Source organism: Paraglaciecola aestuariivivens (assembly GCF_052983255.1).
In genome coordinates, this window is sequence record NZ_JBRKBA010000008.1 from 104,400 (window position 1) to 120,147 (window position 15,748).

12 protein-coding genes are annotated in these 15,748 nt (G+C 40.7%); 4 read left to right on the forward strand and 8 right to left on the reverse strand.

Going from position 1 to position 15,748, the window contains the following annotated elements; all coding sequences use genetic code 11:
• Positions 1-48 precede the first annotated feature (48 nt).
• The gene (locus tag ACVCDT_RS12815; protein ID WP_447133181.1) at positions 49-2,196 is read left to right on the forward strand and encodes a M3 family metallopeptidase; all 2,148 of its coding nucleotides are present in this window, start codon (positions 49-51) and stop codon (positions 2,194-2,196) included.
• A gap of 53 nt (positions 2,197-2,249) precedes the next feature.
• Here ACVCDT_RS12815 and ACVCDT_RS12820 read toward each other — a convergent pair whose 3' ends face one another.
• The 6 genes from ACVCDT_RS12820 to ACVCDT_RS12845 form a co-directional block, all read right to left on the reverse strand.
• On the reverse strand, positions 2,250-3,377 hold the full coding sequence (locus ACVCDT_RS12820; protein ID WP_447133182.1) for a HupE/UreJ family protein: 1,128 nt from the start codon (positions 3,375-3,377) through the stop codon (positions 2,250-2,252).
• Positions 3,378-4,475 carry a tetratricopeptide repeat protein gene (locus tag ACVCDT_RS12825; RefSeq protein WP_447133183.1) on the reverse strand — a complete coding sequence of 366 codons (1,098 nt, stop codon included), beginning with the start codon at positions 4,473-4,475 and terminating at the stop codon, positions 3,378-3,380. It lies immediately after the preceding gene.
• Between the two features lie 88 nt (positions 4,476-4,563).
• Positions 4,564-5,067, reverse strand: coding sequence for a cadherin-like domain-containing protein (locus ACVCDT_RS12830; RefSeq protein ID WP_447133184.1), 504 nt, complete (start codon positions 5,065-5,067; stop codon positions 4,564-4,566).
• Between the two features lie 10 nt (positions 5,068-5,077).
• Complete coding sequence (locus tag ACVCDT_RS12835; protein ID WP_447133228.1) at positions 5,078-6,604, reverse strand: DUF4331 domain-containing protein; 1,527 nt, start codon at positions 6,602-6,604, stop codon at positions 5,078-5,080.
• Between the two features lie 271 nt (positions 6,605-6,875).
• Positions 6,876-7,574, reverse strand: a complete 699-nt coding sequence (locus ACVCDT_RS12840; RefSeq protein WP_447133185.1) for an anti-sigma factor — start codon at positions 7,572-7,574, stop codon at positions 6,876-6,878.
• Entirely contained in the window at positions 7,571-8,101 is a 531-nt protein-coding gene (locus ACVCDT_RS12845) for a sigma-70 family RNA polymerase sigma factor (RefSeq protein WP_447133186.1), read from the reverse strand. Before ACVCDT_RS12845 ends, ACVCDT_RS12840 begins: the two co-directional genes overlap by 4 nt.
• A gap of 183 nt (positions 8,102-8,284) precedes the next feature.
• Here ACVCDT_RS12845 and ACVCDT_RS12850 point away from each other — a divergent pair, with 183 nt between their 5' ends.
• The 3 genes from ACVCDT_RS12850 to ACVCDT_RS12860 all read left to right on the forward strand — a co-directional run bounded on the left by ACVCDT_RS12850 (position 8,285) and on the right by ACVCDT_RS12860 (position 10,944).
• Positions 8,285-8,863: a paraquat-inducible protein A gene (locus ACVCDT_RS12850; protein WP_447133187.1), complete on the forward strand. Its 579-nt coding sequence runs from the start codon at positions 8,285-8,287 to the stop codon at positions 8,861-8,863.
• A gap of 66 nt (positions 8,864-8,929) precedes the next feature.
• Positions 8,930-10,555, forward strand: coding sequence for a S41 family peptidase (locus ACVCDT_RS12855; RefSeq protein ID WP_447133188.1), 1,626 nt, complete (start codon positions 8,930-8,932; stop codon positions 10,553-10,555).
• Positions 10,552-10,944 (forward strand): hypothetical protein, encoded by a 393-nt coding sequence (locus ACVCDT_RS12860; protein WP_447133189.1) that lies wholly within the window; start codon positions 10,552-10,554, stop codon positions 10,942-10,944. The genes ACVCDT_RS12855 and ACVCDT_RS12860 overlap by 4 nt, the downstream gene beginning before the upstream one ends.
• On the opposite strand, the gene ACVCDT_RS12865 is transcribed toward ACVCDT_RS12860, so the two are convergent.
• A complete protein-coding gene (locus tag ACVCDT_RS12865; protein ID WP_447133190.1) occupies positions 10,941-11,828 on the reverse strand; it encodes a GGDEF domain-containing response regulator in 888 nt (295 codons plus the stop codon). The genes ACVCDT_RS12860 and ACVCDT_RS12865 overlap by 4 nt on opposite strands.
• Entirely contained in the window at positions 11,825-15,733 is a 3,909-nt protein-coding gene (locus tag ACVCDT_RS12870) for a hybrid sensor histidine kinase/response regulator (protein ID WP_447133191.1), read from the reverse strand. The genes ACVCDT_RS12865 and ACVCDT_RS12870 overlap by 4 nt, the downstream gene beginning before the upstream one ends.
• Positions 15,734-15,748: the final 15 nt, after the last annotated feature.

Consider the following 15,748-nt stretch of genomic DNA (forward strand, 5'->3'; position numbering starts at 1 on the left):
TAAGAAAAACGCAAGTGTGCTGAATCATAACAATTCAAACAGGTCCTTATGAAAACTAATTTAACTAGACTGCTAAGCAGTGCCTTGCTTGTTGCACTAACTGCTTGCAGTGAAAACCCACAAGTTCAAACCACTGAGGTAAAGACTCAAACAACTAATCCTCTATTGGCAGAATATACAGGCCCTTATGGCGGGGTGCCGGCCTTTGACAAAATGCAATTAGGTGATTTAAAGCCCGCTTTAGAACAAGGCATGGCGTTAAACCTAGCTGAAATTGAAACCATCGCCAATAATCCTCAGGCTGCTACCTTTGAAAATACCATTGCAGCATTAGAAAAGTCTGGCAGTGACTTAAGCCGGGTATTTCGTTACTGGGGAATTTGGAGTTCTAATATAAGTAGCCCAGAATTTAGAGCCATTCAAAAAGACATGGTGCCTAAAATTTCGGCTTTTAATTCGAGCATTACTGGTAACGAAAAACTTTTTGCGCGAGTAAAAGCTGTATACGAAAGCGAGGAAATGGACCAGTTAACCCCAGAAGAACAAAGGGTTACTTGGTTAACTTACAATAGTTTTGCTCGCAATGGCGCCACGCTAACGGGCGAAGCCAAAGCGCGTTATGCGCAAATCAATCAAGAATTAGCAGCATTGCAAACTCAGTTTGCCAACAACGTTTTGGCAGACGAAGAAAACTACGTGCTGTTTATTACCGAACAACAATTGTCTGGTTTACCTGAATCTTTTGTTAAAGCCGCAGCCAATGCCGCTACCAGTGCTGGCAAAGCTGGGCAATATGCCATTACTAACTCGCGCTCTTCTATGGATCCGTTTTTAACTTATTCAGACGAGCGAGCATTACGTGAAAAAGTTTGGAAGACCTACTACAACCGCGGCAATAATGGCGATGAGTTTGATAACAACCAGCTGATCAAACAAATTCTGACCTTACGCGATGAACGCGTAGCGCTACTGGGATACGACAATTATGCCCAATGGCGATTAGAAGACAGAATGGCCAAAACACCAGAAAATGCCATGGCCTTAATGCAAAAAGTCTGGCCAGCTGCCATTGCTCGAGTAGAAGAAGAAGTGGCTGATATGCAAGCCATTGCCGACGCCGAAGGGGCGAATATTGATATTGCGCCTTGGGATTATCGCTATTACGCTGAAAAAGTGCGTAAGGCAAAATATGCCTTAGACTCTGACGAAGTGAAACAATATCTACAATTAGACAAATTACGTGAAGCCATGTTTTATGTGGCCGGTCGCTTATTTAACTTTGACTTCAGCCCAGTTCCTGAAGGCACAGTTCCGGTTTTCCATGAAGATGTAAAAGTCTGGGAAGTCACAGATAAAAGTTCTGGAAAATTAATTGGTCTATGGTACTTAGATCCTTTTGCCCGCAAAGGTAAACGTTCTGGCGCATGGGCAACCACCTATCGTAGCCACACGACTTTTGATGGGGAAAAAAATGTGCTGTCGTCTAACAACTCTAACTTTGTTAAAGGTCCAGAAGGTCAGCCTAGTTTAATTTCTTGGGACGATGCAGAAACCTATTTCCATGAATTTGGCCATGCCTTACACTTTTTGTCAGCCACTGTTGCCTACCCAACCTCGCATTCTGGGGTAAGAGATTACACTGAATTTCAGTCGCAATTGCTTGAGCGTTGGTTAACCACAGACGAAGTAATCAATAACTATTTAGTGCACTATCAAACAGGCGAGCCTATCCCGCAAGAGCTGGTGCAGAAAATCAAAAAAGCCGCCACCTTTAATGAAGGCTTTAAAACTACTGAATACTTAGCCTCAGCCATTATGGATTTGTTGTATCACACTACTGATCCTGCGCAAATTGAGCCACAAGCTTTTGAAAAAGCTCAATTAAGTGCCTTAGGTATGCCAGAAGAAGTTGTGATGCGTCATCGTAGTTCACACTTTGGTCATGTGTTTTCTAGCGAAGGTTATGCCTCTGGCTATTATGGCTACATGTGGGCTGAAGTATTAACTTCTGATGCAGCCGAAGCCTTTGCTGAAGCACCTGGTGGGTTTTACGATAAAGAAGTAAGCCAAAAATTAGTGGATCACTTGTTCTCAATTCGTAATGCTATGGATCCAGCCGAAGCCTATCGATTATTTAGAGGTCGAGATGCAAAAGTTGAAGCCCTAATGCGTGACCGAGGATTTCCAATAAAATAAGCTTAAAACTGTATTCGCTTAAAAGTTAGAAGCGCCCTAGGGCGCTTCTTTTTTTAGAGTCTTTGAATAGTCCAATTAATGGCTATGAGCGCAATAACAAAAGATGGCAATTGCAAGCCAAACCTAGGATACCAAGCATACTTTCGGCCCCACAATAACACCGGTAAAAGCACCACAAGAATGACCAACTGCCCCAATTCCACCCCTATATTAAAAGCCAGAATCGATAACAGAGTGTAGTCCTGACTCAAGCCTAGTTCGCCTAAAACACTGGCAAAGCCCATGCCATGCAACAAACCAAAGGCAAAGGTGATAAGACCTAATCGCGATACCACAGGCCAAATATTATTGAGTGCGGTTAACACTATAGATAAGGCAATGCCCACTTCTACCCAGCGACTTGAAGGGGCTATCCAACCTAAAGCCGTGGCACTTAGGGTCAGAGAATGAGCCAAGGTAAAGGCAGTAACAACCCAAGCCGTGTCTTTAAACACTTGTGAGCTTTGTTGTTTAGGGAGCCATGTACCATCCCTATATATCAGCACACTTGCCAGAACTAGCACCACTAAAAACAAAATATGATCTGTGCCAATAAAAATATGCACTATGCCCTGATAAATATAACTTTTTATTACAGAGCCACTATCACTGGTTGCGAGATTTAGGGTGACCTGTTGTTGCGAGTGAGTCATAACTTGACTAGCCATACCCGCTTGTTGGCTACCTATACCTGATACATTAATCACTAATTTATGTTCTGGATCTTGTTCGAATACCGCTGAATATTTCACCCTTAATTCGGAGATATTTTGTGTATCACATTGTATCGCCAGCATGACTGACAAATACCCTTCATCAAAATGCTGGTCAGCTTGCAAGCCTTGGGGCATAGCCACAATGCATTGCTGTTGCTGAGTAGAAAAAACAAGGTGATTGCTGATATAAGCTTGAATATTTGCTTGTTGCGCCAGTACTTCATGCCACTGTAGTTGGCCATCTAAATTTTTATCTAGCTTGACTTCACTGTCTAGATCAAACCAACGCATTTGAAATTGCCCTGCAACCTGACTTTGCTCGGCATGACTCATATCTAATTGCAAATATGCGGTGCTCATTTGATGCGCTTGTAGCTTAAAAGTAGCGCTAAATAACAGCACTAGGAAAATCATATAAATGCGCATTTAATTCCCCTTGCCCATAGTTTTTGCCAGTTCAAGCAACTGATAATCGTGAAAAGTTTGGCTTTGGCTAAGGTTTTGCTCAGCCCAATATAAGGCTTGAGTTTGATTAGGTTGAATAAAGATAAAAAATCGCCCTAAGTCTGCGGCATGAAATTTATCTTGGCGTAACACTCTTAGTTCAACCCGCTCGGCGGCGGCGAGTTGCCATGTTTTTTGATTGTCATTAGGAAGATTATCTAATTTAGCTAGATGCTTTTCAGCTATAGCTAAGCGCATTAACAACGCATCATCTTTAAACCCTGCAGCCTCAACTATTTGCGCTAATTGTTGATACACCTCTTGGTGGTTCCCTAATTCGAATTGTGCGTCAGCCCATTGGCTTAAATAACTAATAGAAGTTTGTGCTAATGGCATCACGCTTAACCACTTTACCGCCTGCTCTGGTTTATTTAATGCTAAGGCCATATCTGCCGCTAATTGTATTAACCACACTTGAGTGTTTGATTGTTCTGCTGCTTTAAAATCTAAACGTTTAACTATAGGCAACAACTTTTGATACGCCTGTTTCACTTGAGTTTTGCCTTGTGCGGTTTGCAGACTACAAGCTAATGCGATATCCACATTCACCAAACCTATTAATTCAGTGCAGCTGGTTTTAGCTTGAGCCTTATGCCCCATTAACACTTGTACATTGGATTTCATTAACCAGGCTGAGGCATATTGCCTGTCTAGATCCAAGGCTTTATCTAAGGAGGCTAAGGCCTGTTGAAATTGATGTTGATGCTCTAAAACGCGGGCTTGGTAGTACCAATATTCGGGTTGCTGGCTATGGCTATTAGCCAAAGTGTGCAACATCTGACTGGCCTGACGCAGGTGTAAGTTTGATTGACCAGGATATTGAGATTGTTCTAAATGCCAGGCTATATTTTGCAAACTTGCACGGCTGCTAGACAAAGCTTGTTGGTTATCCCAACTGGCAACCACTTGCTCTTTACTTGGCTGATAAGCCTGACCCGCGGTGGGTAAACTAATGCAGCTCCACAATAAAAAAAGAAATATGGCCGAGGTTTTTTGTGGCCATCTTGTTATGCTCTTCATTTGTTACTTCCCCTTAGATTTCACGCAAAAAGCCATCCTTGGCTTTATTTCTTTAGTATTAGGGTTAGCCCCTACTCAATCACCTCACTTATGGATTTTCTAATAAATCATCATAAGCATTTGGGTCGGTGACATCTTGCGTAAATTCACGGCCATTGGTTGGCAGAGGTTTATCAGTCTCACTTTGCGCATAAGCATTACGACTATAACTAGCAAAGCTCACTTGCTGCTTTTCAATAGTAATAAATACTGTTGCCGTATCAGAGCCAAAAGCATTATCAGACACAGTAAAGCTAAAACTATCTGTGCCAGTTACTGTTTCATTTGGCTGATAAGTAAAATCACCATTAGCGTTTAAAGTTAAGCTACCTAGAGTAGGCTCACTGGCTACTGAGTAGCTAAGTGGATCGCCATCGGCATCGGTACCCGAGACTTGGTCGTTAATTGGTACATCGGCTTGAGTGATTAAATTAACCGATACCGCAACAGGTGGAGTATTCACCGGTATTTGATAATCATCATCAGAGCCACATCCCATTAGCGCAATGACCACTGACAGGCTAGCAATATTTTTGATAGGTAAATGTTGCATGTGATTCTCCTTATTCAGAGCCAGCAATAGGCATAGCAAGGTAAGGGAAATGGCTCATCATCATAGACGCATTAGCTGGTGCGCCATCGGTAAATGGTACATTACCCACACTGGCGTCTTCTGGTGTACATAAGCCTAGGTCGGTGTCTGTTCCATTGACTGGAATGGGGTAACACAAGCGTCCCATTACAACACGAAGGGCAATATCCACCACATCATCACCAGGACGACGACCATTTGGGAAGCCGGCTAAATCATCACCTGCCACACCAAAAGGTGATTGCTCAGCAGCAGCGGTGGCCGCAATACCCGTATTTAAACGTAACATCTCTGAAGGTGTCACTGTGGCCAGTTGGTTAACCCCAGGGAAGCCGGTTAAAAAGGCCGTCACTAAATCCACACGAGGAAAATTAGTTGGCGCTAAGGTTTCTATGTTGGCACCTAAAGTACTGTTCACCGCATCTCTGAACAAAATATTCAGTAATTCTGGTAAAGACGGATGAGTGACATAGTCGGCAAATTGACCATCGTTCATAGGGTGAGCGCTAGAGAAGGTATCTTTATCGGCTAAACCAATCACTAATTCATTCACTAGTGGATTACCTAAGCGCGACACCTGAGTTAAGGCACCACCGTTTACTTCGGTATTATTAAAGCTGGCATTAGGATTCAAGATCCGAGCTTGTGGCAAACTAGCTGTTGTCCATGCACCAATAGTGCCATTGCCTGAACCCGTGGCGCAGGCTTTAGGAATTTCTATTGAGATAGCTGTGACATTTTTATCGGCTAAATCATCGTTTGCTGTATCTTGGGTGATTCCACCTGGAAACCCGTCACCGTCGCCTGCACCTGGCGAACTATCGCCTTCTACTGGCACATAGTTAACTAAGTCAAAGGTTTTACCTAAGTTTACTGTGAAGGGGTCTTTACGTTGTCCCACAAAAACTTTACCCATGCTATCGCATCCTGGAATGGCAAAGTCATAAATAAAACTATTGGCATATTCGGCGTAAGTCGCTGCATCTGTAAAAGTTTTATTACCTATATAATCTAACGGCTTGCCAAAAGTGGCGCCGCTGGTTGTGGCATTAGTCAGTTGTACACTGCTACCTGATGTTTGAGCACCAGTGACTAAACTCATACTGTAACTTTCGCTAAAGTTTGCCGCACCTTGATTGGCCGCACTAATGCCACCAATATTTTTTAACGGCACTTTAACACTGCGCTGATCCCCTTCAGGACCAATCATCAAAGCTACACCTTGGTTGTCGTTGGGTAAGCTAGATTCAAACCTGAATTGAAAGGTCATATCTTCGACTGCATCCCCATCATTATCTATATGGATGCTGTAAACCGCAGCAGGATCCATAGCAAAATAATTAGGGCCACCGTATGCATCTTGTAATGGAATATAGTTAGCAATAAGGGTGACATAATCGCCACGTCCTTCTTCATAACTATTAAAGGCATAAAAATCGGTTGAATCTAAAGTTGGTAATCTTGTGATATTTGGCGCTTCTCTGTGGCTAGATGCCATAGCTGATTGAGCAATGATCACTGAGCTGATTAAGCTTAAAGCAAAAGTCTTGTTGGTAGTTTTCATTATTGTTCCTTTGGTTATTTTTCACTCTTCAAAGGTACTAACGAGTCAATCTGTCTTTTGGATGCAATTAATTTGAAAATAAGTTAAATAAATGAAAATTAATGGTGAGTTTTAATTATTAATAGCGGCCAAATAACTACAAAGCCCTTACTCCACAAGGGATAAGGGCTTTTTGTATAGATAAAAATTAAATTTAAAATAATTTTTACAATAAAACTAACTCAGACACAAACAAGACTTCAGTTGGTGCACCATTTGGCGAACCACCTAATGGTTCGATACTGACAGCTATTGCAGCAATATCCAAAGAGTCAAATTGCTCAACCTTGTCCAAGGCTCTCTCTCCCTGTTGTGGTAAAAGCCCTAAAGAAATAGGCGCATTACCATTACTAGGTACCATCCATAATTCATAATCATTTTGGCTTTTAGCCTGAACCAACTCTGTGGCTTTCACTGCAAGGTTCTGCTCGAACACTTCGATTAACCATAAAGGTTTATGCTCAGTGTTTTGCACCACGGTTAATTGCTTGGGTGACACACTAATTACAGATTGCGGCTGCAACAATAGTACTGCCATCAAAATCGAGGCGGCAGCGGCAAATACACTGGCATTACGCCACCAATTCGCTCGCTTTTCTAACTTAATTACATTAGAGGCGGCAGTTTGCGGAGCCACGCCATCTAGTCGCGCCACCACTTTATTCCACACACTAGGATCGGGTGATACTGGATTAAGTTGCTCACCTAAAGCGTTAATATGCTCTTCCCATTGATGGGTGACTTGTTTTAATTCTGGGTGACGTAACTGTAACTTTTGAAAGCGCACTCTGGCTTGGCCCCTTAAGGTACCTAATACATATTCAGCAGCTAATGCGTGTTGTAGTTCCTGATTCAGGTAATTCATAATCCTAAACACCTCTTAAGTGATTTCATGCCACGCCTAATTAAGCTTTTAGTGGTGCCTAACGGGCTACTAATATGCTGAGTAACTTCTTGATGAGTTAAGCCGCGAAAAAATGCCAAGTGAATGGCTTGTTGCTGCTGGCTTTCTAGCTCCTTTAAGCAAAAATCTAACTGTTTTTGCTGTTCAGGCGATAACCTTTGCAATTCGTTCTCGGCTGAAAACTCGTCTTCTTCTAGGTCTTCTTCGCCCCTAACCTTGTGATAACGAATCAGATCAAAAGCGCGATAACGCACTATGCTAATCATCCAGGTAAGCACTGTGCCTCTACCGGGGCTATACTCACCGGCATTGTGCCAAATACGAATAAAGGCCTCTTGCAATGCATCTTCAGCACGGTCTTTTCTGCCTAATATTTTTAGACTGACCGCATACAATTGTGCACTGGTGGCCGCGTATAATTGTTCAAAGGCTTTGCGGTCACCCGCTGCGACTTTGCCTAGCAACTGCAAGTTATGGCTATGATCCATATTGGTACCTAAATATATAATTAAGTTAACTCATGCTAACAGTAAAACGCTTAGCTATTAAGTTTGGATGCAAAAGAATTAAATTTTGTGACAATTTATCAACAAAAAAGCCCATTTAGTTGCTGCCGTTGAGTTTTATACAGGTTAAGCTTCGCGCTAAATTTTTATTATTTATTAAGCACTATGTACAAAAAACACTTAGGTTTTAGCCTTAATATCTTGGCCTTGGGGTTATTTTTCCCTGGAATTTTGTTGACCATGTTTAGTTTTAATATGGAAATGATGGCGAATTTAAGTAGTTCGAGCTTTACCTCTACATTAGTGAACAAAGAACTCTCTATCATGGCAACGGTCAAAGAATTATGGCAAGACCAAAGAATAATAGTCGCCATGGCCATCTTTGTTTTTTCTGTGGCTATCCCACTATTAAAATCTTTGTTAGTAGCCATTTCATATTTTTGTCAATCATTAGCATGGGAAAAGCGTCTGTTAGCTTTTGTCAGTACTATAGGTAAGTGGTCTATGGCCGATGTATTTGTGGTTGCCATCTTTTTGGCTGTGTTATCCACTAACCACGCCCAGACCCAAAATACCGAACAATTTAGTGTTTTTGGCTTTTCTTTATCGATAGATATTAGTAGTCAAACCCTTTCGAATGCAGGCCAAGGCTTTTATTATTTTTTAGCCTATTGCTTGGTATCTTTGCTTGGTACCCATTTAGCGCATTCTGCAGTAAAACAGCGTGTTGCTGACTCTAACTAGGATCTGTATTGACGATCTCTGCGTAATCAATTTAACTTTTATCCATATAAATAAAGTAGTAATAATATGACTAAATCAATTTATTCGACCACTGCGCTTTTATTAGCTTGCTCAATGTTAAGTGCATGTGGAGGAGGCGGAGACTCAGCTCCATCTTTTGTGCGACCCGCTCCCACTACCCCAACTAATAATGCCCCTACTTGGACACCTGGTGTGTTTGCCAACGCCTCTACCTTTAAAAATAAGTGTGAAGTGCCCAGAGTTGGACCAGATAGCAATGGTGATACTTTTTCGGATACGCAAGGCACCGCCATGCACGAAAAAATGTGGCTACGCTCTTGGAACAACGACACTTACCTTTGGTATAGCGAAGTGGCAGACAATGATCCCACTAATTATTCTGTGGCCAATTACTTTGCTCAGTTAAAAACCGATGAGCGTACTGCTTCTGGGGCATTAAAAGATAACTTTCACTTTTCTCAATCAACCGAAGATTACAATAAACGTACTCAAAGTGGCCTAGCCTCGGGATATGGCATAAGTTGGGAATTTGTTAGTAATACCGCACCTAGAAAGTTAATTGTGCGTTACACCGAGCCTGATTCTCCGGCTAATTTAGCGGGTGTACAAAGAGGTTACGAGTTAAAGTCTATAGACGGTATAGATTTTGTTAATACCAGCAGCGCCTCTGACATTGATAAAATTAACGCGGCTATATTCCCCGATCAACCCGAACAAAGCTTTGAGTTTGAATTTGCCAACGCCCAAGGTGAAAGCGTATTACAAACCACTTTGACCTCGGCCAATATTGAAATTCAGCCTGTGCAAAATGTCTCAGTATTAGATACTGACGCAGGAACAATGGGCTACATGCAATTTAATACTTTTATACGTACTGGCCAGTCAGGCTTAATTGACGGTTTTCAGACCTTTGTTGATCAAGGCGTAACCCAACTGGTTTTAGACTTACGTTACAACGGTGGTGGCTTATTAGCCATGGCTTCACAATTAGCTTATATGATTGCTGGCAGCCAAACCGATGGGCGTAATTTTGAAACCTTACAATTTAACGATAAACACCCAAGTGTTGATCCAGTTACAGGGCGCAGTATTCAGCCTACTCCTTTTTACGATCAAGAGATTAATTGGACTACAGGACGTTTTGTCGAAGGCAGCAAATTACCAAGCTTAGACCTTACTCGCGTGTATATTTTAGCCACACAGGGCACCTGTTCAGCCAGTGAAGCTGTGATTAATGGCTTACGTGGTATAGACGTGGAAGTGGTATTAATAGGTGATAGAACTTGTGGTAAACCCTATGGTTTTTATGCCACTGACAATTGCAGTACGACTTATTTCACCATTCAATTTCAAGGGGTTAATAACAAAGGGTTTGGTGATTATGCCGATGGCTTTAAACCTGTGGATAGCCCAGTATTTGATGATGAATTACCTGGTTGTGCCATCGAAGATGACTTTTCTCAAGCCTTAGGTGACAGCCAAGAGGCGTTATTTAATGCCGCTGTAACTTATGCTGAACAAGGTCAATGCCCTGTACAAAACAAACCAGCGAATAAAGCGCCTAAACAACAAAGCAATACAGGCTTGGCCATTAAAGACCCCAATAGCCAGTTAGAAATGATGTTGCTTAACAATAAAATTTACACGCCACTAGCTGAGCCAAAATCATGAATAAAAACCTATTCAGTAAGTCTTGGTTAATCATGGCAGCTATGCTCACCAGCGCCTGCCAGACTAACTCAAGCAGCGCAGCTCAAGCGGCTATAGTGGCTAATCCAAGTGCACAAAGTCGTTTGATTTTACAACAGGGTCTAGGCGAGCTGTTTAACAGTGCGCCTATCCAAATTGCTGACTCTGCCTTTACTGTTAACAGTAGTATTTTAATAGAAAGGGCCAATAGACAGGAAAGAGAAATGGGTATCAAGCCGGTGGATTCGATTTCACTACTAATCAAACAAGGGCAATGTTGGTTGCGACATGATCAGTCTAACAAAATGTTGTTGTTGGCTGAGCTTGAATGCAAACTAAACCCTAACAACAAGCTTCCTAGTAATAACTAGGAAGCTTCATATACCACGCAGTTTCTGCCATTCCTTTTGGCTGCATAAACCGCTTTATCTGCGTGTAATAATAACTCTTTATAGGAATGCTGATTTTCTGAAAAGGTCGCTACCCCTATGCTAACTGTCATATTAAAGCGAAGTTTTTCCATTTCAACTGGGGTGTTTTCAATACGCTTACGGATCCTTTGAGCAGCGGATATTGCTTGGTCGGCATCTGTTGCTGGCAAGCAAATAGTAAACTCTTCACCGCCATAGCGCCCGAAGGAATCATAAGGGCGTAATTCCATTTTTACTAAACGACAAAAGTGCTTTAAAGCAAAATCTCCAGCCTGATGCCCATGAGTGTCGTTGATCCGTTTAAAAAAATCGATATCTAACATCAACACAGCTAAGTCTGATTTATCACGAACTGAGCGCGACCACAATTGACCTAGCAAATCTACTATGGCGCGATGGTTTAGAGTATTGGTTAGTGGGTCGTGTTGTGCTTGAAATAACAGGTTATTTTCAGATTCAATAATACGGCAACCTACTTTTAGCCGCACTTTGAGTTCTTCGGGATAAAAAGGCTTAGAGATAAAATCATCGGCACCTGATTCCAGCGCTTGAACTAAATTAACAGTGGTTTTTTTAGTGGTTAAAATCACTATGTAACAAAAATCGTTGCCTTTTCTATTTTTAAGATGATGACAAAGCTTTATGCCATCTAACTCTGGCATTTGCCAATCTAATAAGAACAACTGCACGTCATTATGTTCTTTTAGCAGGTTTAATACTTCTAAGCCATCTTGGGCAATCAATACCTCATACCCCCACTTTTTTAAAGTTTCAGATATGAGTAATTGGGTGACAGGATCATCTTCGGCAACAATTATTTTCATTTTAACGGCTTTCCTTGTTGCGTTTTAGCAATAAAGTCTTTGAGTTCGGCAGTAAATTGAATAATTTTTTCTACTATAACAGGCAACTGTTTTTCTATTTCTTCTACGTTCTTATGTTCTGCTTCATCAATCAATTCTTCCATTGATTTCATAAAGGACAATTCACAAAAATTAGCTAACATGCCTTTTCCCTTATGTATCACTTTAGCCAATTTTAACCAATCTTGTTGTGACTCACAGTGAAAAATGTCATCTAAAATAGGCTGGGTATTTTCTAAAGTTAACAACAACATGCGTTTTAACAGGTCTAAATCTTCGCCAGTAGTAAGTAAGCTTCGCTCAATATCTAATAAGGTATAAGCATGTAATTCTGCTCCACTAGCATCATCTAATATTGATATAGCCGCTAAACTCATTTTACGTGACTCTCGAATTTGTTTGTTTTCTAGCACCGATAATAAGGCTTTTGGTTTAATCGGCTTGGTTAAGTAATAATTCATGCCGGCTTCTAAACAAATATTTCTGTCTTCTTTTAAGGCTTTGGCGGTTAACCCAATAATACAAATATCTGAGTTTTCGGGTGCTTTTCTAATTAATTTAGTCGCGGTAATGCCATCCATAACTGGCATTTGTACATCCATCAAAACCGCATCAAAGTTTTCATTTTTTATCGCTTCAACGGCCAATCGCCCATTTTCTACTGTAGTGAGCTTATGCCCTCTAGCACGCAAGATTTCTTCCACTAATAATTGATTAACTGGATGGTCTTCTGCCAGCAACACTTTTAGTCTATTCGCCCCATCGATTTTTTGAATGCCACTTGTAGTATTGATTTCGGCTTGTTTTTTACCTAAAGCCGTCATCATGGCGTTAAAGACTTCTGACTGTTTTATAGGTTTAATGATTTGCAGACCAATATCTAGCTCTTCACAAATACTAAGATCGGCATCTAGATTATTGGTAGTTAATACAAAAATAATGGCTGGACATTCAAGGATTTTAGATTCACATTGCTGCTTAATTGCACGGACAAATTCAAAGGCGTCTAAACCATTTAATTGCCTATCAATAATGATTAAATCAAAATGAAATCCACTGTCTAAACTATGTTCCCATGCACTTTGCGCTTCTGTTGCATCTTGGCAAACTGTGGCATTACATTGCCATGAGTGCAGCATATCTTTTAACCATTTACGGTTTATTTCGTTACTGTCAACTACTAAGCAGCTTTTGGAATCAAGACCACTATGCTGATTTTGCAGGTAAAAATCATAGTCTTGGTTGCTATTAGCATTACCGTCAGCTCGTGAACCCACTTTTACTGGCAAAATAAAGTTAACTGTTGTTCCTTTGTAAGGTTCACTTTCAACTTTAATTGAGCCATCTAACAATTCTAATAACTGTTTGACAATAGATAAGCCCAAACCGGCTCCACCATAAAGCTTGGTAATATTTTGATCTTGCTGGGCAAATGGATTAAATAAAGACTTCATTTCCTCTTTGGTTAGCCCAATGCCGGTATCTCTAATTTGAAATTCAATTAATGTTGAATCATGTTTAGATAAGCGCTTTTGCGCCAAATTAATGCTTACTGTTATGCTGCCTTGCTCGGTGAATTTAATCGCATTGCTAACTATATTTGTAAGAATTTGCCTGAGTCTAACAGGGTCGGTAAACACCCAATCTGGCACATCTTGATGTTTATGATAGTGATAATCTAAGCCCTTTTGGTGTGCATTGGTTGACATAGACTTAAGAGCATCACCTACCACTTCTTCTAAAGGCACACAAATCATCTCTATGTGCATTTCCCCTGCTTCTATTTTTGATAAATCTAATATGTCATTTAATAAGGCCAACAATTTTTCTGCAGATGATTGCATCACAGACAGATACTGCCTTTGTTTAACATTTAAATTAGTGGCAGAAAATAAATCACCTATGCCTAAAATGCCATTCATAGGGGTTCTTAATTCGTGGCTAATATTGACCAAAAATCGACTTTTGGCCACTATGCTGTTTTGCGCCTGTTTAGATTTTTGCTCTAGCTCTTGCTGTAACTCTCGCTCTTTACTGATGTCAAAGTTTCCGCCAATCATCACTACTTGGCCAGTTTTAGTATCAGTAAAGCTTCTCGCTGTGGCTTTAATGTATTTGATCTTTCCATCTGGCAAATGTAGCCTAAATTCATCTTCCCAATTTTTGCCATTGTCTATGGCTAATTGCAGTTTGCTGGTTACTCTTTCGCGATCGTCTTCATGTAAAGATTCATACCAATATTCGTAAATTAAGCCATTTTGTTTGACTTCTTCTGGGGTTTGATAAATCTCATACATTTTATCATTCCAGGTCAACTGGCCTGTTTGTACATCCCAGCGCCATATACCTAAGTTGGCTATATCAGCAGCCAATTTTAGAGACATATGTGATTGTTGTAATTCAGCTTCGTATTGATTTCTGGCGTTAGCCTGATGGAGTAACTTTTGGCTTTGCATGTTAGAACGCTGGGCATAATAAGCAGCAAAAGCTATGGCAAAGGTCAAAATTGTACCAAAACAAAACACAACTAAAACCAGTTGATTATGCGATTCGATTAAAGGCTTAACGTTAAATTCTAATAGCACTGAGCCGCTTTCAATATAAAAAGGCAAAACTAGCAGATCATCAAAATGGTGTAGCTCATCTCCCGCAGGGGCAAAGCGAACTATATCCTGTGCGGCTAACTTAGACTTCACTACATTATCTAAAAATAAGCCTAAATCTACCCGTACAAGTACAGCTGTTTCTTGCTGTGTTTGCTCTAACACCACTGAAGATAAAGGCATACGTATTAAAAACTGCTGTCTATCTCCCACCAAAAACAAGGGAGTAGATTCTATTCCTAAAGCCTCGGCAGTGGGGTTATTAATAGCTGGATAAAAATCATGGTAAGCAAGCGTTGGCGTAGTTTTTAGTAAATCATCAGCTTGAGCTAATACTATATTTAGTGTGTTTTTACCTTCTACATACAAGGCCCTAAAGAATATCGGCAATTGATAATTAGTATATTGAATAGATGAAGCTTGCTTAGCTTGTTTTACATGGGTAGCAAGTTTGAGTAGTTCGTTATTCCAACTAAGTCTTGCATGGTTGTGAACTAGCTCACGCTTTAACTCAACTATAGGATCTGTGTTTGTGCTGAATTTTTCATTTAACACATTAGTAAATAACAGGGTTATGGTTAAAAATAACATCCCAATTAACAGTGGAATATAATACAAACCATGCTGATTTTGTTGAATGCGCAATATCAGCAAGCAGATCATGCCTAATGAAAAACCCAAAAATCCTATTGCCGTGGGAAAGGGTAAATACACTATTGGGCCTAAGCTCTGGGCAGTTTCACTTTGGAATAGATAGGCCAGCAAAGACACAACACTAAAGGCAAAAACAAGGCAAATAATACCAGCAACTGCGGTTAGTTCTTGCTTTTGGCCGTTTTGATTGGCTAACCAAAAGATACAGACTGTAGATAATATAAATATTAAATTGATTAGCAGGCTGGCCTCTGTCGCAGGCATGGTCACAGCACTAGATTGCAAACCAGCAATAAGTTGGTCTATAGAAAAACCTAAAGTAAAAGTCAGCTCAGCTAGATTTAACCCAGCTAACAAAAAAGTGGCGGTTGAAAGTCCAATTGCCAGACTATTTTTATCGCGTAAATAGGATAAGGCGGCACTAGATAAACCTAAAAAACCTAAAGCACTGGTAAATAACATAGTTTGCCCGGCAGTGCCAAATTGCATCATAGCAGAGCTTGTAGCTAACCAACCTAAACTTACAACTAAGGCATAACAAAAGGTAAACCCGAGTGCCAAATACACCATACTTCGCTTGTGCATGATAGTGGCTGCCAGTTTACTCATTTTTTATCCTTCTGT

Excerpts from the sequence above, each read along its gene's own strand:
- ACVCDT_RS12870 (WP_447133191.1), bottom strand. The coding sequence starts at position 15,733 with ATGAGTAAACTGGCAGCCACTATCATGCACAAGCGAAGTATGGTGTAT.
- ACVCDT_RS12845 (WP_447133186.1), bottom strand. The coding sequence starts at position 8,101 with ATGGATCATAGCCATAACTTGCAGTTGCTAGGCAAAGTCGCAGCGGGT.
- ACVCDT_RS12855 (WP_447133188.1), top strand. The coding sequence starts at position 8,930 with ATGACTAAATCAATTTATTCGACCACTGCGCTTTTATTAGCTTGCTCA.
- ACVCDT_RS12860 (WP_447133189.1), top strand. The coding sequence starts at position 10,552 with ATGAATAAAAACCTATTCAGTAAGTCTTGGTTAATCATGGCAGCTATG.
- ACVCDT_RS12865 (WP_447133190.1), bottom strand. The coding sequence starts at position 11,828 with ATGAAAATAATTGTTGCCGAAGATGATCCTGTCACCCAATTACTCATA.
- ACVCDT_RS12815 (WP_447133181.1), top strand. The coding sequence starts at position 49 with ATGAAAACTAATTTAACTAGACTGCTAAGCAGTGCCTTGCTTGTTGCA.
- ACVCDT_RS12820 (WP_447133182.1), bottom strand. The coding sequence starts at position 3,377 with ATGCGCATTTATATGATTTTCCTAGTGCTGTTATTTAGCGCTACTTTT.
- ACVCDT_RS12840 (WP_447133185.1), bottom strand. The coding sequence starts at position 7,574 with ATGAATTACCTGAATCAGGAACTACAACACGCATTAGCTGCTGAATAT.
- ACVCDT_RS12830 (WP_447133184.1), bottom strand. The coding sequence starts at position 5,067 with ATGCAACATTTACCTATCAAAAATATTGCTAGCCTGTCAGTGGTCATT.
- ACVCDT_RS12825 (WP_447133183.1), bottom strand. The coding sequence starts at position 4,475 with ATGAAGAGCATAACAAGATGGCCACAAAAAACCTCGGCCATATTTCTT.
- ACVCDT_RS12850 (WP_447133187.1), top strand. The coding sequence starts at position 8,285 with ATGTACAAAAAACACTTAGGTTTTAGCCTTAATATCTTGGCCTTGGGG.
- ACVCDT_RS12835 (WP_447133228.1), bottom strand. The coding sequence starts at position 6,604 with ATGGCATCTAGCCACAGAGAAGCGCCAAATATCACAAGATTACCAACT.